The 22349-nt window shown below is 41.1% G+C and carries 22 protein-coding genes and 1 pseudogene; 3 read left to right on the top strand and 20 right to left on the bottom strand.

From position 1 onward, the window contains the following. From fliF to sucC, 11 genes are all read right to left on the bottom strand, one after another. Positions 1-1578 carry a flagellar basal-body MS-ring/collar protein FliF gene (gene fliF / locus AC1D7X_RS03655; protein ID WP_495456268.1) on the bottom strand — a complete coding sequence of 526 codons (1578 nt, stop codon included), beginning with the start codon at positions 1576-1578 and terminating at the stop codon, positions 1-3. 34 nt (positions 1579-1612) lie between these two features. Further along, on the bottom strand, positions 1613-1927 hold the full coding sequence (gene fliE / locus AC1D7X_RS03650) for a flagellar hook-basal body complex protein FliE (protein ID WP_495474679.1): 315 nt from the start codon (positions 1925-1927) through the stop codon (positions 1613-1615). 39 nt (positions 1928-1966) lie between these two features. Beyond that, entirely contained in the window at positions 1967-2425 is a 459-nt protein-coding gene (gene flgC / locus AC1D7X_RS03645; RefSeq protein WP_495456270.1) for a flagellar basal body rod protein FlgC, read from the bottom strand. Positions 2426-2434: 9 nt separating this feature from the next. Further along, positions 2435-2839 (bottom strand): flagellar basal body rod protein FlgB, encoded by a 405-nt coding sequence (flgB, locus tag AC1D7X_RS03640; protein ID WP_495456271.1) that lies wholly within the window; start codon positions 2837-2839, stop codon positions 2435-2437. Between the two features lie 435 nt (positions 2840-3274). After that, the gene (gene hslU, locus AC1D7X_RS03635; RefSeq protein WP_495456272.1) at positions 3275-4675 is read right to left on the bottom strand and encodes an ATP-dependent protease ATPase subunit HslU; all 1401 of its coding nucleotides are present in this window, start codon (positions 4673-4675) and stop codon (positions 3275-3277) included. 41 nt (positions 4676-4716) lie between these two features. Beyond that, the gene (hslV, locus tag AC1D7X_RS03630; RefSeq protein WP_495456273.1) at positions 4717-5259 is read right to left on the bottom strand and encodes an ATP-dependent protease subunit HslV; all 543 of its coding nucleotides are present in this window, start codon (positions 5257-5259) and stop codon (positions 4717-4719) included. Positions 5260-5329: 70 nt separating this feature from the next. After that, positions 5330-6658, bottom strand: a complete 1329-nt coding sequence (trmFO, locus tag AC1D7X_RS03625) for an FADH(2)-oxidizing methylenetetrahydrofolate--tRNA-(uracil(54)-C(5))-methyltransferase TrmFO (protein WP_495474678.1) — start codon at positions 6656-6658, stop codon at positions 5330-5332. Positions 6659-6681: 23 nt separating this feature from the next. After that, a complete protein-coding gene (gene topA, locus AC1D7X_RS03620; RefSeq protein WP_495456275.1) occupies positions 6682-8781 on the bottom strand; it encodes a type I DNA topoisomerase in 2100 nt (699 codons plus the stop codon). Positions 8782-8829: 48 nt separating this feature from the next. After that, positions 8830-9939 (bottom strand): DNA-processing protein DprA, encoded by a 1110-nt coding sequence (dprA, locus tag AC1D7X_RS03615; RefSeq protein ID WP_495474768.1) that lies wholly within the window; start codon positions 9937-9939, stop codon positions 8830-8832. Positions 9940-10087: 148 nt separating this feature from the next. Next, positions 10088-11017: a succinate--CoA ligase subunit alpha gene (sucD, locus tag AC1D7X_RS03610; protein WP_495456276.1), complete on the bottom strand. Its 930-nt coding sequence runs from the start codon at positions 11015-11017 to the stop codon at positions 10088-10090. A 218-nt stretch (positions 11018-11235) separates the two neighbouring features. Then, on the bottom strand, positions 11236-12396 hold the full coding sequence (sucC, locus tag AC1D7X_RS03605; protein ID WP_495456277.1) for an ADP-forming succinate--CoA ligase subunit beta: 1161 nt from the start codon (positions 12394-12396) through the stop codon (positions 11236-11238). A gap of 445 nt (positions 12397-12841) precedes the next feature. Between sucC and AC1D7X_RS03600 the strand changes: the two genes are divergently transcribed. Then, the gene (locus tag AC1D7X_RS03600) at positions 12842-14446 is read left to right on the top strand and encodes a YifB family Mg chelatase-like AAA ATPase (RefSeq protein ID WP_495456278.1); all 1605 of its coding nucleotides are present in this window, start codon (positions 12842-12844) and stop codon (positions 14444-14446) included. Between the two features lies 1 nt (position 14447). On the opposite strand, the gene AC1D7X_RS03595 is transcribed toward AC1D7X_RS03600, so the two are convergent. Together AC1D7X_RS03595 and AC1D7X_RS03590 are read right to left on the bottom strand one after the other, a co-directional pair. Then, positions 14448-14621, bottom strand: coding sequence for a hypothetical protein (locus tag AC1D7X_RS03595; RefSeq protein WP_495456279.1), 174 nt, complete (start codon positions 14619-14621; stop codon positions 14448-14450). After that, positions 14615-14752, bottom strand: coding sequence for a hypothetical protein (locus AC1D7X_RS03590; protein WP_495456280.1), 138 nt, complete (start codon positions 14750-14752; stop codon positions 14615-14617). Before AC1D7X_RS03590 ends, AC1D7X_RS03595 begins: the two co-directional genes overlap by 7 nt. 224 nt (positions 14753-14976) lie before the next feature. On the opposite strand from AC1D7X_RS03590, the pseudogene AC1D7X_RS03585 reads away from it, so the two are divergent. After that, positions 14977-15108, top strand: a pseudogene (locus tag AC1D7X_RS03585) (cysteine desulfurase); the annotation flags it as partial. Positions 15109-15160: 52 nt separating this feature from the next. Here the strand turns inward: AC1D7X_RS03585 and AC1D7X_RS03580 are convergent. The 7 genes from AC1D7X_RS03580 to rplS form a co-directional block, all read right to left on the bottom strand. Next, the gene (locus tag AC1D7X_RS03580) at positions 15161-15553 is read right to left on the bottom strand and encodes a YraN family protein (protein ID WP_495456281.1); all 393 of its coding nucleotides are present in this window, start codon (positions 15551-15553) and stop codon (positions 15161-15163) included. Continuing rightward, positions 15543-15857 carry an EscU/YscU/HrcU family type III secretion system export apparatus switch protein gene (locus tag AC1D7X_RS03575; RefSeq protein ID WP_495456282.1) on the bottom strand — a complete coding sequence of 105 codons (315 nt, stop codon included), beginning with the start codon at positions 15855-15857 and terminating at the stop codon, positions 15543-15545. Before AC1D7X_RS03575 ends, AC1D7X_RS03580 begins: the two co-directional genes overlap by 11 nt. Beyond that, a complete protein-coding gene (locus tag AC1D7X_RS03570; protein WP_495456283.1) occupies positions 15854-17740 on the bottom strand; it encodes a TP0910 N-terminal domain-containing protein in 1887 nt (628 codons plus the stop codon). The genes AC1D7X_RS03575 and AC1D7X_RS03570 overlap by 4 nt, the downstream gene beginning before the upstream one ends. Positions 17741-17815: 75 nt before the next feature. Next, the gene (rnhB, locus tag AC1D7X_RS03565; protein ID WP_495474677.1) at positions 17816-18457 is read right to left on the bottom strand and encodes a ribonuclease HII; all 642 of its coding nucleotides are present in this window, start codon (positions 18455-18457) and stop codon (positions 17816-17818) included. A 220-nt stretch (positions 18458-18677) separates the two neighbouring features. After that, on the bottom strand, positions 18678-19544 hold the full coding sequence (ylqF, locus tag AC1D7X_RS03560; protein WP_495474767.1) for a ribosome biogenesis GTPase YlqF: 867 nt from the start codon (positions 19542-19544) through the stop codon (positions 18678-18680). Positions 19545-19594: 50 nt separating this feature from the next. Next, on the bottom strand, positions 19595-20224 hold the full coding sequence (gene lepB, locus AC1D7X_RS03555; RefSeq protein ID WP_495474676.1) for a signal peptidase I: 630 nt from the start codon (positions 20222-20224) through the stop codon (positions 19595-19597). Between the two features lie 193 nt (positions 20225-20417). Beyond that, entirely contained in the window at positions 20418-20762 is a 345-nt protein-coding gene (gene rplS, locus AC1D7X_RS03550) for a 50S ribosomal protein L19 (RefSeq protein WP_068531820.1), read from the bottom strand. A gap of 294 nt (positions 20763-21056) precedes the next feature. On the opposite strand from rplS, the gene AC1D7X_RS03545 reads away from it, so the two are divergent. Continuing rightward, positions 21057-22316, top strand: a complete 1260-nt coding sequence (locus AC1D7X_RS03545) for an MFS transporter (protein ID WP_495474675.1) — start codon at positions 21057-21059, stop codon at positions 22314-22316. Positions 22317-22349: the final 33 nt, after the last annotated feature.

Here is a 22349-nt window from a genome sequence, read left to right as displayed (position 1 = left end):
CTATTCGTCAGCCAGCCATGTACGCAGTAAGTTGACGAATTCGTCTGGTTTCTTTTTCGCCAGAGTTTCGAGCTGTTTACGCACTTGACTTTCATTGGTCATACTTTCCAAGCTAATCGAAGGAAACTCTGTTTGAACTTGAAAAGGAACATCCTCTTCAAACTCTTCTTTTCGTTTAAGACGACGATAAATTAGATATCCACCTATTGCTAATATAGCTAATGCAGCTAACCCAATACCCCAAAAACTACTTGTGGAGAACTTGAATCCTGAGGTCGCGGAATCTTTACCATTAATATTTTTGGAATAGACCGAAACTTTATTGGTCAATTCAGCGTCTGTATATGTAATACCAGAATCTGCAACAGATGCTCTAACGATATTCTTTAAAATATTCATAATCGCTTTATTTGTGTCATCATCTAGAGTAGTTTGTCCTGTAGGTGGTTCAACCGCTACATTAATGGTTAAATCTTTAACAGAATAAGGACTAGATATAATATCTCTTGTAATTCTATTTACTTCATAGTTCACTGTTTCAGATAACTCTTCAGAATTGGTGTCACCTGAATTAGTACTACTTGGATATCCAGGAATTTCTTCTTCACCAGTTCCTGGGACACCTGTATCTGGAGCACCTGTACCGGAATAATTTTTAGATATCTTTTGTACGCTGATTTCGATACCCTTCATGTCTTCTTCATTGACAGGAGTGACTACATTTTCATTACTTTGGATTTTATCGAAATTAAGCTTTGAAGCTACAAGAACTTCTACTTTATTCTCACCCATTAATTTAGTTAAGAATTGTTTTACATTTTGACGAACATCATTTTCAAATCTCTTTTGTAGTGCAAAGTTAGCCTCAATGGCTGTCGCCATGACACCTTCTCCACCCTTAGCTGTAGATACAAGTTCAACTTCATCATTCGAAATTGTAATATTCTCTATAGGCAAGTTTGGTATGGCTGTTTTCATAAGATTGTAGTAACCGTCAATTGCTTCTTGCGTAGGACGATAACCCACTTTAAACTTCAGTACCGCAGAAGCAGAAGCCTTATCCTGATCCTCAGTACCAGCAAAGACACTTTCTTCTGGTAAGTTGATAAGCACCTTAGCATCTTGAATACCATTCATTCTCTTCAAGAGCTGTTCAACTTCACCATTTATTGCATTGTTATACTTAACATTAAACTCGCTATCTGTCATACCAATCGCAGATGAGCTTTGTTCAAAGATTTTATATCCGATAGATCCGTTCTCGATAATACCCTGAGATCCAATATCTACCTTAGCACGAGAAGCCTCGGCACTTGGTACTGAAATACTTGTTCCATCCGAACTCAATTTATATGGAATGTTACTTCCATCCAGATAGGTCATAATCCCTGCTGCATCATTTGAGTCCAATTCTGTAAATGCGACTTCATATTCTGTCTTAGAGAACATCATAGTTACAATGACTATAGCAATAATGATTAATGCTATTGTAGATATAAATATGATTTTTTGTTTTTTACTAAATTGATGCCAATATTGGATACCCTTATCCTTGTATTGGGAAATTCTTTCGTTCACATTGTCACCCCACCCGAAGCTTAGCTAGTTACAATTATAGTTGTGTTCGCATAATCTCTTGATATGCTTCTATCACTTTGTTTCGAACTTGCGTTGTAAGTTGTAAGCTTAGTAAAGCTTGTTCGGAAGCAATCATAGCTTGATCTACATTCACTTGTCCAAGTAACAATTTCTCACTCATAGTATTAGCGTCTTTTTCTTGATCAGATACTTTTTGAATAGCCTCTTCTAAAAACGAACCAAAATCACTGAGTGACTCTGAAGGTGTACTAGCAACTTGTTTCTCATTGATACTTTGTAATTCAAGCGGTTTAATCGTCTGAGTGTTAAACATTGTGTTTTGTATCATTAATTCCCCTCCTTATCTCAATTTACAAAAGAGTTCAATTTATCTACCAATCTCTAAAGCCTTCATGACCATTGATTTAGACGCGTTAATTGCTGTTATGTTAGCTTCATAAGAACGTGATGCCGAAATCATATCAACCATTTCTTTCGCCATATCAACATTAGGCATAGATACATATCCTTCAACATTAGCATCTGGATGTGTTGGATTATACACAAGCTTGAAATCTGAGCTATCTTCTGTAATCGCCTTCACTCTAACTCCTGTACCTGTACCTTTTGAAGAATCTACACTCATCTGAGACTGAAGCATACTAGAAAAACTAGTTTGGTCTGGTGTTAATTCAACTAATTTGCGGCGATAAGGTACTACTTTACCATTCACTACACTTGCTCTTGTTGTTTCTGCGTTAGCAATATTAGATGATATAACATCCATTCTAAGTCGTTGTGCCGATAAAGCTGATGCATTAATACCAAAACTATTACTGATCGTCATTGTTATCTATCACCCTTTCGCAGCTGTTCGCATCATTTCGATCTTCTCGTTCACCAGTGAAATATAAGAATTATAGCGGAGTTGGTTATCTGCTAATAATGACATTTCCTGATCAATATCGACATTGTTAAGATTGTTGTTCATAACTGTCGAATTATCCTGAGAAACAACAGATTTAGGTACTGATGAGTTAAATCCAATAGTGAAATGACGCGCATCAGTCCTATTTCCTCTGAGAGCCGGAAAATCTCCGTTCATCTCTTGTTGAAGCAAGCTTTCAAACGATACTTCAGAACGTTTAAAATAAGGCGTGTCATTATTAGCAATATTATTTGAAATAACTTGCTGTCTTGTATTTGCGGCATCCAAAGCACCTTGTAATTTATAAAAGGCTGCTCCATTCAACAATTCCAAACCTGATCCCCTCTTTTCTGAATTTTCCAAATATATGCTTGAATTTTTACAACTGCAGAACATTAAATTCTACATCAAAAGCTAAAACCCTCTTTTTTTCGACAAAAATAAAAATAAAGTAGAAAAAGCTGGTACTTGAGTGAAAAAAAACCGCGTTTTTCGTATAACCTAAGTTTCTTAGAGATTAGGATTTATTACAATAAGAAAAAAGCCCTATCTTTTTACAAAAAGAGAGGGCTTTATTCATAGTTACACATGTCATAATTTATTTTAGTTTCACAATAGGTCAGTGATGGGGTGAATCGGTCTCACACAGCAAATTTTTTAACTAAATTATGTCGAAATTTGTATTATTTTCGCTAAAAAACAGTGCGCACTGGTGAAAAACGAGGACTATTTGCCCACAAAAACCATAATTTATACATACTTCGACATTTACAATATATATTGACTCAGGTCTCGATCTTGAGCGATATCGCCAAGTTTCTCACGCACATACTCCGCAGTGATCGTTAGACTTTCAAGAGTTAATTCAGGAGCCTCAAAGGACAAATCTTCCAATAATTTCTCTAGAATCGTATGAAGTCTTCTTGCACCGATGTTTTCTGTATTCTGGTTCACTGAAGCTGCCATTTCTGCAATGACACGGATAGCTGCTGGATCAAACTCAAGTTCTATATCCTCTGTTCTTAGCAAATTAACATATTGTTTCGTTAGTGCATTCTCCGGCTCAGTCAGAATAGAAATAAAGTCTTCCAGTGACAAACTACTCAGTTCTACACGAATTGGAAAACGTCCCTGCAATTCAGGTATTAGATCTGAAGGTTTAGCGATATGGAAAGCTCCAGCTGCAATAAAGAGAACAAAGTCGGTCTTCACTGGACCATACTTTGTCATAATAGTCGATCCTTCCACGATCGGAAGAATATCACGTTGAACTCCTTCTCGTGACACATCAGGTCCAGAACCTTTTCCTTGACTAGCAACCTTATCGATCTCATCGATGAAAATAATACCAGACTGCTCCGCACGATACACTGATTCTGTTATAACTTCATCCATATCTATAAGCTTGGTTGCCTCTTCTTGAATGAGAACCTCTCGTGCCTCTTTAATTGGGAGCTTGCGTTTCTTCGTCTTGCGTGGCATCAAGTTTCCAAACATCTCTTGCATGTTCATGCCCATTTGTTCATTGCCTTGACCCGCAAATAGATCCATCATAGATGAACTACTATCTTCAACATCAATTTCGATTGTATCGTTCTCTAAATTTCCTGAGAGTAAATTAAATTTCACTTTTCTTCTACGCTCTGTCACACTACCATCGTTATCTTTCTCTTCCGGTGGAGTCTGCTGATTGTTATTCCCTCCAAAAAACATTTCGAAAGGGTTCTTCTGACTCTTATGATTTGAACTTGAAGGTACTATAATTTCTACGATGCGTTCGTTAGCCAATTCTACGGCTTGTTCATGGACTTTCTCCGTCCGTTCCAACTTAACCATGCGAATAGAAGTTTCGACTAAATCTCGCACCATAGACTCCACGTCACGGCCAACATAACCAACCTCAGTAAATTTAGTTGCTTCTACCTTCACAAAAGGAGCGTTTACTAGTTTTGCAAGTCTTCTTGCGATTTCGGTCTTCCCCACACCTGTAGGGCCGATCATGAGGATGTTCTTAGGAACAATCTCATCTCGTACATGTTCAGGAAGCTTATTACGTCTATATCGGTTACGAAGAGCTACTGCAACAGATTTCTTTGCTTGTTTTTGTCCAACAATATATTTATCTAATTCCGCTACAATCTGTCTGGGCGTCAAAGATTGATTGTCCATTATGGTTTCCTCCACCCTATTGGGTAATATCACTCACAAACTTACAATTCCTCCACCACAATATTCCCATTCGTATATACACATATCTCCGAAGCAATCTGTAGTGCTTCCCTAGCAATTTCTTTAGCTTCAAGTTGAGGCGCATGTCTCTTAAGAGCTCTACCTGCTGACAACGCAAAATTACCGCCTGATCCTATCGCAATAACGTCATCATCAGGCTCAATGATTTCTCCACCACCGGATATAAGTAGCATTCCATCTTTGTTCATAACGATCATAAGAGCTTCTAATTTGCGTAAAATACGATCTTGACGCCAATCTTTTGCTAATTCGACAGCTGCACGTTGTAAATTACCATGATGCTCCTCCAGTTTACCTTCGAATTTCTCAAACAAGGTAATGGCATCAGCCACAGAACCTGCAAAGCCAGCAATAACTTGACCACGATAAAGTCGACGAACCTTTTTAGCCGTTGTCTTCATAATGACGCTCTCACCAAAGGTAACTTGACCATCTCCTGCTATGGCCGCTTTACCATCATGCCGTACTGCACAGATCGTTGTCGCATGAAATGTTAGATCCATTTCTATGGCCTCCTAAAAAGTATTGAGCCTAACCAACATATTTTAAAAAATAACATCAATGAATGCATTTTTATTCTTTTGCTAAGCCTGTTTGCTCTTTGAAGGATTGGATACTCTCTATAGCTCTCGCAGCAAGTGCTTCATTCTTATCTTTCTTGCTCCGCATTCTCTTCTCAAGATTAGGCAACAAACCAAAGTTCGCATTCATGGGTTGAAAATGCTCTGGGTCTGCTGTCGTAATATAATGCGCCATACTGCCCAATGTACTCAACTGTGGGAACACTAGACATTCTTCACCAAGTGCCATTCTGGCGGCATTAATGCCGGCTATAAGGCCCGAAGCAGCAGATTCAACATAACCTTCCACCCCAGTCATCTGTCCAGCAAAAAACAGCTTCTCATTGCCCTTGGTTTGGTAGGTTGGTCTAAGAAGTCTAGGAGAATTGATGAAAGTATTCCGATGCATTACGCCATAACGGACGATTTCAGCATTTGCTAAGCCAGGAATCATACCAAACACACGCTTCTGTTCGCCCCATTTAAGGTGAGTCTGAAACCCAACCAGATTATAAAGTGTTCCTGCAGCGTTATCCTGACGAAGCTGTACAACTGCAAACGGAAGTTCACCTGTGTGTGGATTCACCAAACCTACGGGTTTCATTGGGCCAAACAGAGCCGTTTGTTTACCACGTTTCATCATGACTTCTATAGGCATACAACCTTCGAAATATACTTCCTTCTCAAATTCTTTAAGTTCAGCTACCTCTGCAGCAATCAAAGCGTCATAGAATGCATTAAACTCTTCTTCATTCATAGGACAGTTTAAATATGCCGCCTCACCCTTATCATAACGAGATGCCAGATATACTTTATCCATATCAATGGAATCTTTTTCGATAATTGGGGCTGCTGCATCATAGAAATAGAAGTACTCCTCACCCATCAATTCGCGAATCTGTGCTGACAACGCAGGAGATGTGAGTGGCCCCGTCGCCATAACAACGATCTCAGAATCAGGTATATGTGTAAATTCTTCATTAATGACTTCTATTAAAGGATGATTATGAAGTGTCTGCGTAATCTCTCCTGAAAAACCATCTCGATCTACTGCGAGTGCCCCACCAGCTGGCACTGCATTTCGATCCGCCGCTCCAAGAACTAGAGAATTCAACATTCTCATTTCTTCTTTCAAAACACCTACTGCATTCGTTAATCCATTAGCACGTAAAGAGTTACTACATACTAATTCAGCAAATTGATCTGTATGATGTGCCGGTGTCTTAACTACTGGACGCATTTCATACAACCTTACAGGAACACCTCGACTAGCAATTTGCCATGCGGCTTCACTACCGGCAAGTCCTGCACCAATTACGGTTACTCTTTGTGGTTCTGTCAACTTCATTACCCCCCTGCGATTCTTCATTCTGCGTTATCATCGTTGTCTTCAACCAATTCAACATGGTCACAAGCTGTACACTTCAGTTTATTTCCTTGTTTATTACGTTTCTCTACCATTAGAGCATTACATATTGGACATGGCTTCAGTGATGGACGATCCCATGATACGAAATCACATTCAGGATAACGATCACATCCAAAGAAAATCCGTCCTTTCTTGCTACGTCTCTCTACGACGTGTCCTTCTTTACATGTAGGGCAAGTAACACCTATATCTTTGATAATAGGTTTCGTATTCCGACAGTCAGGGAACCCTGAACATGCTAAAAATTTACCGAATCTACCTAATTTATATACGAGGTGTTTGCCACATTTCTCGCAGATTTCATCAGATACTTCATCTTCAATTTCGATTTCCTTCATTTCTTCCTCAGCGACTGCTAGACGTTTCTCAAATGATTCATAAAATTGCGCTAGAACTTTCACCCAATCTTGTGAGCCATCACCAACATGATCCAGATCGTCTTCCATATGAGCCGTAAATTCCACATTTAGAATCTCAGGAAAAAATTGTTCCATCTGTTCAATAATTAATTCACCCAACTCCGTTGGCATGAATTTTTTTTCTTCCATCGCGATATAACCACGTTTTTGTATCGTCTCAAGCGTTGGGGCATATGTACTTGGACGTCCTATACCTAGTTCTTCTAATGTCTTAACGAGCCGAGCTTCCGTATATCTTGGAGGAGGTTGTGTAAAATGCTGTTTAGGTTCAACATCTTTTTTGACCAACTGATTACCAGGTTCAAGAGCTGGCAAGAATTTATCATCATCCGTTGTTCCATCATCATTACCTTCGACATATACCTTCATGAAGCCAGGAAATCTCACCTTAGAACCTACAGCTCGAAAAGTTGCCTTACCTACCGTGATATCCACAGAAAGCGTATCCAGTATGGCAGATGCCATCTGACTAGCAACAGCGCGTTCCCAGACTAGCTTATATAGTCGTAATTGATCGCGACTTAAATAGGCTTTAACACTCTCAGGTTCTCTTAGAATTGATGTTGGACGAACAGCTTCATGCGCTTCTTGCGCATTGGCAGATTTCTTAGAGAATTGTCTTGGCGTTTCTGGAACAAAATCTTCTCCATATTTGCTTCCGATCAGTTCTTTAATTTCTTCCGCTGCGGACGTCGCAATTCGAGTGGAATCTGTACGCATATAAGTGATAAGACCCACAGTACCCTCTTTACCTAATTCGACACCTTCATAAAGTTGCTGAGCAACAGACATCGTTTTGGCTGCGCGAAAGTTAAGCTTTCTTGCTGCTTCTTGCTGCAATGAACTAGTCGTGAACGGTGCAGACGGATGTCTTTGGCGTTCCTTCTCTTTGACATCACTAACTGTATATGATGCTCCCTCGATCTCATCCATTACTTCCTGCACATCAGCGGCACTAGACAATTCTTTCTTTACCCCATGAAGACGGTGAAACTTCGCTTCAAAAGAGGTATCACCCTTGGCCAACTGTGCTGTAATGCTCCAATATTCCTCAGGTACAAAGGCGTCGATCTCATTCTCACGATCCATAATAATCTTAACAGCTACGGATTGAACACGTCCTGCAGACAATCCCTTTTTGACTTTCTTCCATAATAGAGGGCTAATCTTGTACCCTACTAATCGATCTAGAATTCTTCGAGCTTGTTGTGCATTCACCAGGTCCATGTTAATTTTACGTGGTGTTTTAAAAGCATCCTTCACGGCTTGCTTTGTAATTTCATTAAACACAACACGACAATTCTCTGTCACATCAACATCAAGTGCATGTGCCAAATGCCATGCAATAGCTTCTCCTTCGCGGTCAGGGTCAGCTGCGAGATAGACATGTTTAACTTTTTTACTAGCATCTTTTAATTCCTTTAAAATAGAACCTTTTCCACGAATCGTAATATATTTAGGATTAAAGTCATTCTCAACCTCTACGCCAATCTGGCTTTTGGGTAAATCCCGTATATGACCCATGGAGGCTTTAACAATATATTTACTTCCTAGATATTTGCCAATCGTCTTCGCCTTAGCAGGCGACTCTACGATGACTAGTGAATCTGCTGCCATTGACTCATCTCCTCTCCAACAATAAAACCTTCGATCTCAAACACCACATTATATGATCTTATATTTAGCACCAGTTAATTGGGTAATTTGCTTTTTTATGATTAAAGATAACAGAACTGAATGCAAATGTCCAAAATCCCAGTGGCTTAAGCATAGCAATTGATCCAATGTAAAAGGTCCCTGCTCGAGTATATGGTATAGTTCAACCTCATCAGTTGTCAAATCCTTATATAATGAACAAAAACTTTTCTCCTCTCCTATGGTCCCTACTTTGCTTGCTTTATATAGAAGAGATTCATACTCTTCCAGCACATCTTTCCCACACGTTACCATTTTTGCTCCCTGTTTGATCAATTCAAGAGTACCCTTGCTCTTAGGTGAAGTTACAGGTCCTGGAACAGCGTAGACATCGCGCCCTGCTTCCATTGCGGCATCTGCCGTAATTAGTGATCCACTTCGTACATCTGCCTCAACAACCAAAGTTCCTACACTCAACCCTGCTATGATTCGATTTCGTTGTGGGAAGAGACCGGGATGTGATGGGGTACCTAATGGATATTCTGTCACAATTAACCCTCTTTTGGCAATTCTCTCAAATAAAGAACGATTTTCTGCAGGGTAAATCATGTCCATTCCTGTTCCCATAACCGCAATTGTATTCCCGCTACAGTTCAATGCAGCTTCATGACAAATACTATCCACTCCTTTGGCCATACCACTTACAACGGTCAAACCAGCATCACAGAATTGTTCAGCTAGCATGGATCCTACCTTTCGTCCGTAAGCTGTAGGGATACGTGTCCCTACCATAGCTATAGCAAGCGTGTTAAGAAGCTCACGTTGACCGAGACAGTATAATACCCATGGTGGCTGATGGGTTTCTTTTAACAATTTAGGATACTGCTCACCTAAAATAGTAATCACTTCAATGCCTCGTTTGAACAGTTGTTCCGATCGGATCTCCATCCGTTCTTTCGACAATTGTCTTACGACAGATTCTGCCTTATCTTTCGTTAATCCGGCATTTTCCCAATCCTGATTGCTATACTTCAACATTTCATGCGAGAGAGAACCTTGATTCAATATCCGTTCAATACTTTTCCATCCAATCCCATCTAACTCATGCAGTGCTACAAGTAGCGATTGCTCTTCACTAATCATACTCATATTCTCCTCCTTTAATTGGTGCGTGAGACCTACCCTTTAACGGATCTCAGCAAAAATAACGCAAAAAAAAGCAACCTTTCATACCCCAAGGGGAATAAAAGGTTGCTTACCTAGTAAGCTCATTATACATGAAGAAATATTACTGTGTCATGCATTTATCTAACATACCACGTGATTCAAGAACACTCACCAATGTAGATCCCATTTCTGATGGTGTAGGTGCTACCTTGATGCCACACTCCTCAAGCTTGGCAATTTTCTCAGCAGCAGTTCCCTTACCTCCGGAGATGATTGCACCTGCGTGTCCCATCCGTTTGCCAGGAGGGGCAGTTACCCCGCCAATAAACCCAACGACAGGTTTAGTCATATGCTCACGAATCCACTCAGCAGCTTCTTCTTCTGCCGTTCCACCAATCTCACCAATCATGATAACTGCATACGTATCAGGATCTTCATTAAAAAGATTCAGAATATCAATGAATTCGGATCCCTTAACAGGGTCTCCACCGATCCCTACTGCAGAAGATTGGCCTATTCCACGCGTCGTCAATTGATGGACAGCTTCATAAGTTAAGGTTCCACTTCTGGAAACAACCCCAACATGTCCTGCACGGTGGATGTAACCTGGCATAATCCCAATTTTACATTCCCCAGGCGTGATCACTCCGGGACAGTTCGGTCCAATTAGAACAGTCTTCTTACCTTCCAGATACCGCGATACCTTGATCATATCCAATACAGGTATTCCTTCAGTAATACAAATAACAAGATCTAATTCCGCATCCACGGCTTCAAGGATCGAATCTGCAGCAAAAGCAGGTGGGACATAGATTACACTTGCTGTCGCACCGGTTGATTGTTTCGCTTCTACAACCGTGTTGAACACGGGTAAGCTAACAACCTGGCCATCTTCTAATGTAATATCTACATTAGTACCCCCTTTACCTGGAGTAACACCACCCACCATTTGGGTACCATAATCCAAGGCCCCTTTGGTATGGAAAAGACCTGTCGCACCCGTAATACCTTGGGTAATGACTTTTGTATGTTTATCGACTAAAATGCTCACGATTACTTCACATCCCCTATCGATTTAAAAGTAACTGTTCAAAAAGTCGGCTATTCAGCACCGAAAAGGTTAGTTCAGACCGAAGAAGGAGTAGCGGAGTGTAGGTAACCTACATGAGCAACGGACTTCGAGGAATGAAATAAGATTTGATGCCGAATATTCTATAGACGTTACTTCGTGATCAATAGACGTCTTTTTGAACAACCTCTAAAAAGTAACTATTTTACGAGCGAAACAATTTTTTGTGCACCATCAGCCATGGAATCCGCAGATACGATGTTAAGTCCCGACTCGGCTAATATTTTCTTACCAAGTTCAACATTCGTTCCTTCTAATCGCACAACCAGTGGACGAGTTAGTCCAAGCTGTTTAGCTGCCTCAACGACACCATCAGCGATAACGTCACAACGCATAATTCCACCAAATATATTAATAAATATTCCTTTTACTTGCTCATCAGATAAAATAATTTTGAAGGCTTCTGTCACTTTCTCCTTCGTTGCACCGCCCCCTACATCGAGGAAGTTAGCCGGGTCTCCACCATAATACTTAATGATATCCATCGTCGCCATCGCAAGACCTGCTCCATTAACCATGCAACCAATATTACCATCTAATGCAATATAGCTTAGGTCGTATTTAGAGGCTTCGATTTCCTTCATATCTTCTTCATCTAAATCACGTAGCTCTTGAATGTCTTTATGACGGAATAATGCATTAGAATCAAAATTTAGTTTCGCATCCAGTGCAATAACATCCCCGCCACCTGTAATTACAAGAGGGTTGATCTCAGCAATAGAACAATCTTTATCCACAAAAGCGCTATATAACGCCATCATGAATTTAGCAACCTTGTTCACTTGTCCATTCGGAATATGAATAGCATACGCCAATTTGCGAGCTTGGAACATTTGTAAGCCAATCGCTGGATCAATGACTTCTTTAAAAATCTTCTCTGGTGTTTCAGCAGCTACTTCTTCAATCTCAGTACCGCCTTCTTCTGACACCATCATCACAACACGCCCTGTTGCACGGTCAACAACAACACCTACGTAATATTCTTTCTTAATATCACAGCCTTCTTCAATTAAGAGGCGCTTAACCTCTTTACCTGCAGGCCCAGTCTGATGAGTTACTAATACTTTACCAAGAATTTCTTCTGCGTAAGTACGTACTTCATCCAAATTTTTAGCAACTTTGACACCGCCAGCTTTCCCACGGCCTCCTGCATGAATTTGGGCCTTTACGACCGTTACCGGACTTCCCAAAGACTTTGCAGCTTCTACCGCTTCTTCAACGGTATAGGCAACTTTTCCGTTAGGAACGGAAACACCATACTGTTTCAAAACTTGCTTTCCTTGATATTCATGGATATTCATTAATGGATCCTCCTATCAACATGACTGCAACAAGTCGAGACTCCCAAGTAGAAGTGACTAACTCTTCTTTAGAGAAAAGAAAGTCCCTTTCTGCAAGAAATATAAGGTTATATACCATTATAAATGGATACTCCTTACATTTAAATTGGAAATAAATATAAGCCCAACTCATTGTATCACGTTTTTAAAACGCTTACCTTAATATACCCATATGGAATAGACACTCTTTTGATATCGATTTCATCCCTTATTGCGAATAATTGGGAATATATAGCAAATTGATTCTTTAGTAATTCAGATTGAAGTGCTTCTTAATTGACAAATCAACTTATTCAATCTAAGATTTATGTAATAATTATATATTTGTAAAAAAGGAAGCACCTTTTTCTAATGAGAAATACGAGTTAATCACGTATCCATTATATAGAAGAGAGGTGTTTTATTTATGTATGGAAAAATGCATAGTGCGTGTTTATATGGTATTGATGGCGTAATAATTCAAGTGGAAGTGGATATATCTAATGGGTTACCACAGACTGCTATTATTGGTCTTCCTGACTCTGCAATTCGTGAAGCTGTTGAACGTGTTCGAGCTGCCATTAAGAACTGCGGATTTCGATTCCCAATGCAAAGAGTTACGATTAACTTAGCCCCAGCTGATCTCAGAAAGGAAGGTTCTGCATTCGACCTAGCGATAGCATTAGGTATTCTAGTAACTAGTGGTCAGATTGTTCTTCCTTCAGACATCCGATTACTAATGATCGGTGAGCTTGCATTAGATGGCACATTACGACCCGTGTCCGGTGTTCTCTCTATGGTAGATCGTGCAAAACAAGAAGGTTTCAATGCGGTTCTATTGCCAGAAGAGAATGGTGCGGAGGCTATTCTAATCAAAGATATGCATGTTTTTAGTCTTGGACACCTAAGAGAACTATTGTATCCGAGCGGCATTCAGGCGAAGACAGGTAGAAAGGACACCGATCCTCCTGTCATCCTTGAATCATTGGATTTCCTTTACAAGCCCTCTACCTCAATTCCTATAACGTCAGCTTCCGACTTCCATGTTGCCAATTATGAAGATTATAGCGATGTTCTGGGACAACAACATGTGAAGCGAGCTCTTACGATTGCAGCTGCAGGCATGCATAACATTCTGCTAATCGGCCCTCCAGGAACTGGAAAAACAATGCTAATTAAACGTCTACCTACTATACTACCTTCTTTATCTGAACAAGAAGCTCTAGAGACAACCAAGATCTTTAGCGCGGCCGGTAAACTAAAAGAACCTTCCGCGGGCTTACTGAAGCGACGACCTTTCCGCTCACCTCACCATACGATCTCAGCTGGGGGACTCATTGGCGGAGGTACAATCCCTAAACCAGGAGAAGTCAGTCTTGCCCATCGAGGAATCTTGTTCCTCGATGAGCTTCCTGAATTCTCACGAAATGTGTTAGAAGTGTTACGCCAACCCTTAGAAGATCGAGCTGTAACGATTAGCCGGGCGAGAGCAGTTCATACATTCCCAGCTCACTTCATGCTAGCTGCTTCCATGAATCCATGTCCGTGCGGCTATCTTGGGTCTGATCATCCTGAGAATCGCTGTACATGCAGCGACACACGTACCGCTAATTATCGAGCCAAAATTTCAGGTCCATTACTGGATAGAATCGATCTTCAAGTAGATGTTCCTCGCCCTAAAGAATGGACAAAGGAGAGCTCAAGCTTATCTTCTGAAGAAATGAAAGAGCAAGTATTACAAGCCCATAGTATACAACAACGACGGTATCGGCATTTACCATTCTCCTATAACAGTGAATTAGCAGGAAGACATCTTCGGCATTTTGCTGCGCTATCGTCAGATACAGCCTCCATGCTGCAAGATACATTAGAAGCATTGGGTCTCAGTATGAGAGCGTATGACAGAATTCTGAAGTTAGCCAGAACGATTGCAGACCTGGATGCCAAAGACACAATCTCGGCCTCACATGTTGCAGAGGCTATTCAATATCGGAATTTGGATCGCCAACAGAATTCGGGTGAGGAAGTGTGACCTATTCCTTGGTTGACAAATGAATCTCATGTTCGATGTACACTGCTGGTCCCGAGACAGCAATTTCTTCAGGAGTAACATCTAATTGTGAGACCAAACCTTTCACATAACCACAAATACCTGAATTGCCTGCACCGGCTTCTGGCTTCTTCACCCCGCTATCTTTGCTTACCATTCCAAATCTCTAATATCTCTTGAAAGGAAAGATATGTCTTTTTTCTCGTTAATCCCTTCTTTTTTTAGGGCTTCCACCGCTATAGAGGCGTCCTGATGGGTTATATATATACCAATGCATAATTGATTCATACTATTCACTCCTTTTCACCTTACTTACATTGCCTTATTAACTATTCTCAAATTGAAATAAACGAATAGTATTCGTATATAATGGTGTAAGATGTTTACTTGGTAAGACTAAAGCAAGAAATCCCCGTACTGAATATGTATTCAGTACGGGGATTTCTGTTGTATATTCTACTGCTACTGTCACATGTCTAATATTGATAACACACTTCAAAGAAGATGTCAGAAATGTGGACCTGGAACCGCTAGTTCATGACGGGACTGGAAGTCAGTCTGAAGAGAAAGAACAGCTAACTCTTCGTCCAGATCGTTATGAAGCAGGAACTCCTAACACAGTAGGGATTGCAGGCTTACGAGCCTTTCTGTTGGACCAACAAACCCATGTGTAGCATTGTATGTATGCATTGAATATTAAAAAGCTTCTGTAATATGCTCCAAGTTAGCTACAGTCATATCAGCATGTAACAGAACGGCGATCACATCAAAACGTATCATTGTAGTAACTAAATCAGCTTGTTTATACAATAGGTAGACTTCAGCTGTTTTACGCACTTGATTAATTTTGTGCACATTCACAGACTCTGCCGGTGTACCATACCTTGAATTTCCACTACGGCTTCTTACCTCTATAAAAATTAAGAAATTATCTTTGCGAGCCACAATATCTAACTCACCACTGCGGCATCGCCAATTGCGATCTATTATTTCATATCCTTGTTCTAGTAAGTAACTAGCAGCTTGTTCTTCCGCGACAGCACCTTTTTCCTTACGTTTATCTTTTGTACGTCCATGATCAACGTCCATGGCGGTGCCTTCCTTCTTTGGCTAAGCTATCTGTTCGATAGACATACGAGAGTACTTCAGCCACAAGTTGATATAATTCAGCAGGAATCTGTTGATCAAGATCTAGTTGAGATAAGACTTCTACTAAAGCTGCGTCTTCTTGTACAGGAACACCATGCTCTTTCGCCTTCTCAAGAATAGTCTCTGCTAGTCTACCACTCCCTTTGGCTACAACAATAGGAGCTTCGGATTCGCCAGGTACATATTTCAGTGCAACTGCTCTTTTCTTAGAGAGCGCAACTTCTTCCTTAGACATTTCACTCATATCCGCATATCCACTCCTTTATAGGTAGGAGGAATATACTCCGACGTCACGCTACCCTGTTTACTATCTATTTCAGATACTTTAGGTATAGGCAACGGTTCCGCTTTGAGGCTAAGTAACTGGTAGCCAATGGAGTGCATAGCTTGAGATATTTCTTCACGACGATCTTCGATAAGGGATGTCATCCATTCATGATCATTATGGATTTTCAGACTAACGATTTTGTCGACCACTTGGACATCTACAAGCGTACTACCTAGATGTTTCATATCTAGATCAAACCATAAACGACAATTAGATGCATCTAGTTCTCCTTTTTTACCCCGACGAGCCTGAATATGAACAGACGCTGTCTCCTGACCATCCTGTCCATTCAGAGGAATAAACATCGTGACTTGTGCAAATGGAGCTGTGCGGTCTGTATTTAACAACAACTGCTGACCGGTCATATGCTGAACAAGCTGTTGAGCAGCTTCCTTCAATGCAGGAGGAAGATCTGTACGATCCACCAATTGTAGAAGAAGACCCTTTAATGAGTCCTGATTCAGACCGGCTATCTCTGTTCTTACCCCCTGTCCAGCTACAGTAGGCATAGAGTTAACTCCGCGAAGCACCGCTTCTGGCATATTTTTAGCCAGTTGGGCTAGGTTCGCATCGTTTGCAGCCTGAGTTACTTGTGTTTGAGCAGCTAACGGTGCGTTAGCTGTTGGTGTAGCAGCGTTCGATTGAAGCGCTGCAGCCGTAGTGCCTAGCGGCGCACTCCCCGCCGCGGCTGGCCCCTGCGGGGCTTGCGCTTGCGGCGACGTCGTGCCGCTGCGCACAGCCTGTTGCTCGTGCTCCGCACCGAGCAACTTCAACATGCGCCCTACCCAAGGGGCTTCGCCTTGGGTAGGCGCGGGCTGTAGCGCCGCCGACTGCGTAGCTGGCGGCACTACACCGCCGCCACTTGGCGTAGCCGTGGCGGGTTGTGTCGTCGCCGCTGCTGTGCCCTGCGGCGACGAGCGAAGCTGCTGTAACACATCCTGCAGCTTCGCTAGAAGTGGCTGCAACGGTGTTGCAACAGCGGTGCTATTCGATACCGCTGTTCCCAAGGTTGTCGCTGCCGTAGTGTTCCTCTGCCCGGCATCACCGACAGTTTGCGTCTGCGTTCCTTGGGCGGTCTGAGCCCCTACTAGATTCCCTGACTTCCCAGTCGCATCCTGATTCCCTAACGTTCCAGGCAATGGTGTTGCTCCTAAGGATGATTGAAGTTCTGCTTTTCCATTGGGTTGAGCTGCCTCGCCTAAATTAGCAACTAGCAAGGTAAGCTGTTCACTTAGACCGGATAACAGTTGGTGTAGTGGAGGACCAAAGACAGCCTGTTGCAACCCTCTCACACTTTCCCCACTCATGGGAAGTCCTCGTTGAAAAGCGATAGCGGCGGATTGAAGCCATTGCTCTGAAGATACCCCTGGTGGCTTCTCCATCATAATACCTTTAAATAGTGTTACATTATCCTTCGTAAGAGGTACACCACTGGCTTGAAGCGTCTGAATCATTTCACGATTAGCTTTTGTATCAGTTAGACCTACCGCCGTTAATACCTCGCCCATAGACTTGGCAGAGATTGATGTATAAGGAGAATCACTTAAAGGCTTTAATACCATCGCTCCATCCTCTGCTGGAGGTTGGACTTGCAATAATGTAGCCTGTCCTTGTTGTAGGGGTGTTTCTACCTTAGCATGAACTTTCACACCCTGAATTTGGATATCTGCTTCTGTACCATCCTCAGAGACGTTTAGAACTACGCCACGAACTACTTGTCCCGTCTTTACATCTAATTGTTTCATATCCCCCGGTTTGCTGTCACCCAACAAACCTCGTATTAATGATCCGATATTCACAGTTCTTCCTCCGTTTTCAAATCGCTCTTTCTCTCTATATCGGCCGTTTACCCAATTCGCTTAAGCACTTCTTTTTTAAAACAATGTTTGTTTCTCTGCCTCAAGGTTCTTAAGAAAGCTACGACGATGCATCGGTGTTATTCCTAAATCCATAATTTGCCCTCTATGTAGTTTCGTTGCATACCCTTTATGGATCGCGATTCCGTATTCGGGATACATAGCTTCCCAAGCTCCTTCACACAGTCTGTCGCGCGTCACTTTTGCAACAATAGAAGCTGCTGCTATGGACTGGCTGTTAGCATCTCCTTTAATGATGGAAAGCTGTGGAATATCAGAATCTACCTTTTCTGCATCGACAAGTAGAAAGTTAGGTGTCATAGATAAGCCTTCTAGAGCTCTTTTCATAGCTAATCTGGATGCCTGCTTAATATTAATTCGATCAATGGTAGCCGCATCTGCATACCCAACGCTTATCGCAATGGCCTTCTCCATAATGATATTGTATAAATAATCACGTTTTTTCGCACTTAGTTTCTTAGAATCATTAACGCCATCAATCAATAGACCTTGTGGAAGAATAACGGCTGCTGCGACTACATCACCAAATAGACAGCCTCTTCCAACTTCATCGATGCCTGCAATATATGGATAGCATTTTTCCCAGTAATTCGTCTCATATTGGAGCATGTTAATCATGTCGTCCTCTGTTTTACTCACTAGATTCACTCAATCCTTTCTACATATCTTGCACATTCTTGTATACCATTTCACCACATAGCCTCCACTTAGCTTACCATATCTATTTAGAACTGCGATAACTCAAGAAATGGTAATTCCGTCCTTTTTTCGGAGATTATGAATTGGATTTAGAGGAAACTTATACTTTCTTAGATTAAAAAAAACCTCCGAAGGATATCGGAGGCTTCAAACTTCGTCTTTAATATGGTGCTTCCATTGAAAAACGGCCTAATTTACCAGCACGGAGTTCCCGGAGTAACGTACGACAAGCTTTCTCCAAGTCCACTCTTCCGCCGCTAACAATACAACCACGTTTACGACCAATTTCCTCCATGATCGAAACAATTTCGTCAGGATTCTCGTAATCCGTTGGTTGTTCACATTGAAGATCAAACCGTTCTTTGAAAGGAACCCAATAGTATTTCGCAAGATATTTAATTGCAAAAAAAGCTACATCCTCTGCATTTAGGGTTTCTTCTTTAATCGCTCCAGTTACCGCTAGGCGATAACCTACATTCATATCTTCAAACTTAGGCCATAGTATCCCTGGTGTATCCAGTAATTCCATTTCCTTGCTCACTTTAATCCATTGTTGACCTTTAGTCACACCTGGACGATCTCCTGTTATAGCAACACTTCGTCCCGCAAGCTTATTGATCAATGTAGATTTACCTACGTTAGGAATACCTACAATCAATGCACGAATAGCTCTTGGATTCATGCCTTTAGAAATCTGCTTATCAATCTTTGCTTTCAACAATACTTTAAGTTGTGTTGGAATTTCTTTCATTCCTGTACCTGTTGATGCATCAACAGGGAAAGCTAGATGTCCTTCTTTTTTGAAATAATCTAACCATTCTCTTGTTACTTCCGCATCTGCTAAATCCGCTTTATTGAGAATAATAAGTCGAGGTTTCCCCCCAAGTATTTCATCAATCATCGGATTGCGGCTTGATAGCGGAAGTCGTGCATCAACCAGTTCAATAACCGCATCTATTAGCTTTAATTGTTCTTGAATTTGGCGGCGGGCTCTAGTCATATGACCAGGGAACCATTGAATCGTCACCGTCATCACCTCATCTTCTTTACCACAACGAATCCATGAATCTCATGGTGTTAATGGTTAATCCATTCCATATCTTTCACTGGCCAGAAAATTACATCCGCACGGCCTACAATATCACCAAGTGGAACATATCCAATCATCCGACTATCCGTGCTATCTGAACGGTTATCTCCCATCGCAAAAACATGTCCTTCAGGTACTGTACCATCTGGAAAATCTTCGTTAGGGAAGTCTTTATTGTTATATGTCATATTTTCTTTGTGTCTGCTGTCGATCTCATCCTGTATGTAAGGCTCATCAATAGGTTCCCCATTCACGTAAACGGTATCCCCAACCACCTTAACGGTGTCTCCAGCAACGCCAATAACTCGCTTAATAAAATCTCTACCTTCAGAAGGAACATGAAAGACAATAACTTCACCCTTCTTAGGGTCTCGAATATCATACAGAATTTCATTCACAATCAAGCGTTCACCCGTGTGAAAGTTAGGCTTCATAGAAGGTCCATCTACAATAAATGGTTTAAAAAGAAGCCAACGAATAAGTAGAACCAGAATCACTGCGATAATAATCGCCTTAAGCCACTCCATTATTTCATTGTTTCCTTTTTTCGCTGGTTTATCATCATGATCTTTCAATTCAGCTGTATCTGGCTGAACTTCCGAGTCCTGCTGCATCATTCATCGCCCTCTCTAAACCTAATGAAATGCAATTGGAAAAAAGGATAGAAAACGTCTTTTTAACATTCTCGAAAAGAAAAGCTCCTTACAGGAGCTTCATTACCTTATAAATGAAGGCATAATTTAACCATATACCCTATTTATCCTAAAACGAAAGGGACTTGAAATCAAGCCCCTTAACGTTGTCCGTTTATTAACGGCGAATTTCTTTAATTCTTGCTGCTTTACCGCGTAGATCGCGAAGATAGAAGAGTTTAGCACGACGCACTTTACCACGACGAGTCACTTCAATTTTCTCGAGTTTAGGCGAGTTAAGCGGGAAAGTTCTTTCCACACCAACACCGTAAGAAATTTTACGTACTGTAAAAGTTTCTCCGATTCCGCCACCACGACGCTGAATGACAACACCTTCGAACAATTGGACACGCTCACGTGTTCCCTCGATAACTTTTACATGTACTTTCAAAGTATCTCCAGGGCGAAAGTTTGGCAAATCTGTGCGAAGTTGATCTTGAGTAATCGCTTGTAGGATATTCATATTAGAATTCCCTCCTTCCATACAGGTGTTCTTGCCTCTTCCAAAGAAATAATATTCTTTTTCATTATCGACAGAGGACCACCGTATTCATACACAACAGGATTAAGTATAGCATAGGTATCTATCTCCATGCAAGATTTTTTACATTCTATCAACCTAAATAGATTCCATACTTCTTTCTTAACGAGTTTTGATCGCACTCAACAACCCATTGACAAATCATGGATATTGAATAAAATAAATATAACGTCAAAATAATTATAACGTTCACAAAAATTTGTAGGAGTGATTCACATGGCTGAGATTGCCCTATCCAAAAAACCAGGACTAAAAGAATTAAAAGTTAACAGACCTTTTATGCTTCTTCTTGTAGCTAAAGTCATTTCGCGCTTTGGTGATTCCATTGATTCGATTGCTTATAGTTGGATGGTCTACTTACTCACGGGATCTAAAGTTCTCATGGGCACCTTATTTTCCATAAATTTCATACCAGGGATTCTCTTCAGTATCTTCACTGGTGTATTTGTAGATCGATGGAATCCGCGTATAATCATCATGATCGCTGATATAAGCCGAGGTACTATGGTGATTGTAACGGGATTACTATACTGGTCAGGACTTTTACAACCTTGGCATTTATTCTTGTTCACATGTATCAACTCCACGTTTGAATCTTTTGCTTCTCCTGCAGAAATGTCACTTGTTCCTCGTATTCTTCCCAAAGCACTTCTACTCAGCGGCAATTCCCTCAGTTCTTCTGCTGGACGGATAGCTGAATTGGCTGGACTCGCGACTGCAGGAGCACTCATTGGACTGTTGGGAATATCAGGAGCCATTATCCTCGATGGATTAACCTTTATAGTTTCAGCAATTCTAATCGCTTGTATCGCTATACCTTCTGAACCTTCTACTGCCTCGAGTCCATCGAATACACAACCTACATCCTACTTTCAACAATTTAAAGAAGGATTTACATTCATCGCTTCTCATAGACTCCTACTGATCATTATGTTTGTAGCCGTCTTTGTTAACTTTTGCCTTGCTCCATTCAATGTACTGAACACTGTCTATGTAAAAGAACTGCTTCACGCAGGACCTATTGGGTTATCTATACTTGGAATCGCGCTAATGACGGGTATGGTTGCCAGTGGTCTATGGGTAAGTGTTAAAGGTTCCTCTTATAGAAAAAGCGTTCTGATCGTATGTGGGTTCATACTACTCGGCATAAATTACGCATTATTATTCATACCCGTAGCTTTTCCTACCTATTCCCTTTATTCAGCTGCACTCTTTAGCTTTGGAATGGGTATTGCCACTCCTCTTGTAAGCACACCTACAGGAACCTATTTAATGGAGGTTACACCCAAAGAAATGCTTGGAAGAGTTGGTTCTTTATTCAACGTGGTCTGCACATGTGCTATGCCTGTAGGAAGTCTATTAGCAGGAATAGTTGCAGAACTCATACCCGTGCATATCATATATCTCATATTAGGTGGATTTCTGATGATTCCAGCTGTCTTTTTAGTGACTCAGAAGAGTTTCATGAAAGTATAATTCAATTTTTTGAACTTTATCCACGTGCAGACT

This window comes from Paenibacillus sp. Y568 (assembly GCF_059445545.1).
Note: the sequence above shows the minus strand (reverse complement) of the source record. Positions and strands in the feature narration are given on the sequence as shown.

Coding starts and splice junctions, on each gene's coding strand:
- rplS (WP_068531820.1), bottom strand. CDS start 20,762: ATGAATATCCTACAAGCGATTACTCAAGATCAACTTCGCACAGATTTG.
- lepB (WP_495474676.1), bottom strand. CDS start 20,224: ATGATGCAGCAGGACTCGGAAGTTCAGCCAGATACAGCTGAATTGAAA.
- topA (WP_495456275.1), bottom strand. CDS start 8,781: ATGGCAGCAGATTCACTAGTCATCGTAGAGTCGCCTGCTAAGGCGAAG.
- hslV (WP_495456273.1), bottom strand. CDS start 5,259: ATGGATCTAACATTTCATGCGACAACGATCTGTGCAGTACGGCATGAT.
- fliE (WP_495474679.1), bottom strand. CDS start 1,927: ATGATACAAAACACAATGTTTAACACTCAGACGATTAAACCGCTTGAA.
- hslU (WP_495456272.1), bottom strand. CDS start 4,675: ATGGACAATCAATCTTTGACGCCCAGACAGATTGTAGCGGAATTAGAT.
- AC1D7X_RS03590 (WP_495456280.1), bottom strand. CDS start 14,752: ATGAATCAATTATGCATTGGTATATATATAACCCATCAGGACGCCTCT.
- AC1D7X_RS03595 (WP_495456279.1), bottom strand. CDS start 14,621: ATGGTAAGCAAAGATAGCGGGGTGAAGAAGCCAGAAGCCGGTGCAGGC.
- AC1D7X_RS03600 (WP_495456278.1), top strand. CDS start 12,842: ATGTATGGAAAAATGCATAGTGCGTGTTTATATGGTATTGATGGCGTA.
- sucC (WP_495456277.1), bottom strand. CDS start 12,396: ATGAATATCCATGAATATCAAGGAAAGCAAGTTTTGAAACAGTATGGT.
- AC1D7X_RS03575 (WP_495456282.1), bottom strand. CDS start 15,857: ATGAGTGAAATGTCTAAGGAAGAAGTTGCGCTCTCTAAGAAAAGAGCA.
- AC1D7X_RS03545 (WP_495474675.1), top strand. CDS start 21,057: ATGGCTGAGATTGCCCTATCCAAAAAACCAGGACTAAAAGAATTAAAA.
- flgC (WP_495456270.1), bottom strand. CDS start 2,425: ATGACGATCAGTAATAGTTTTGGTATTAATGCATCAGCTTTATCGGCA.
- AC1D7X_RS03580 (WP_495456281.1), bottom strand. CDS start 15,553: ATGGACGTTGATCATGGACGTACAAAAGATAAACGTAAGGAAAAAGGT.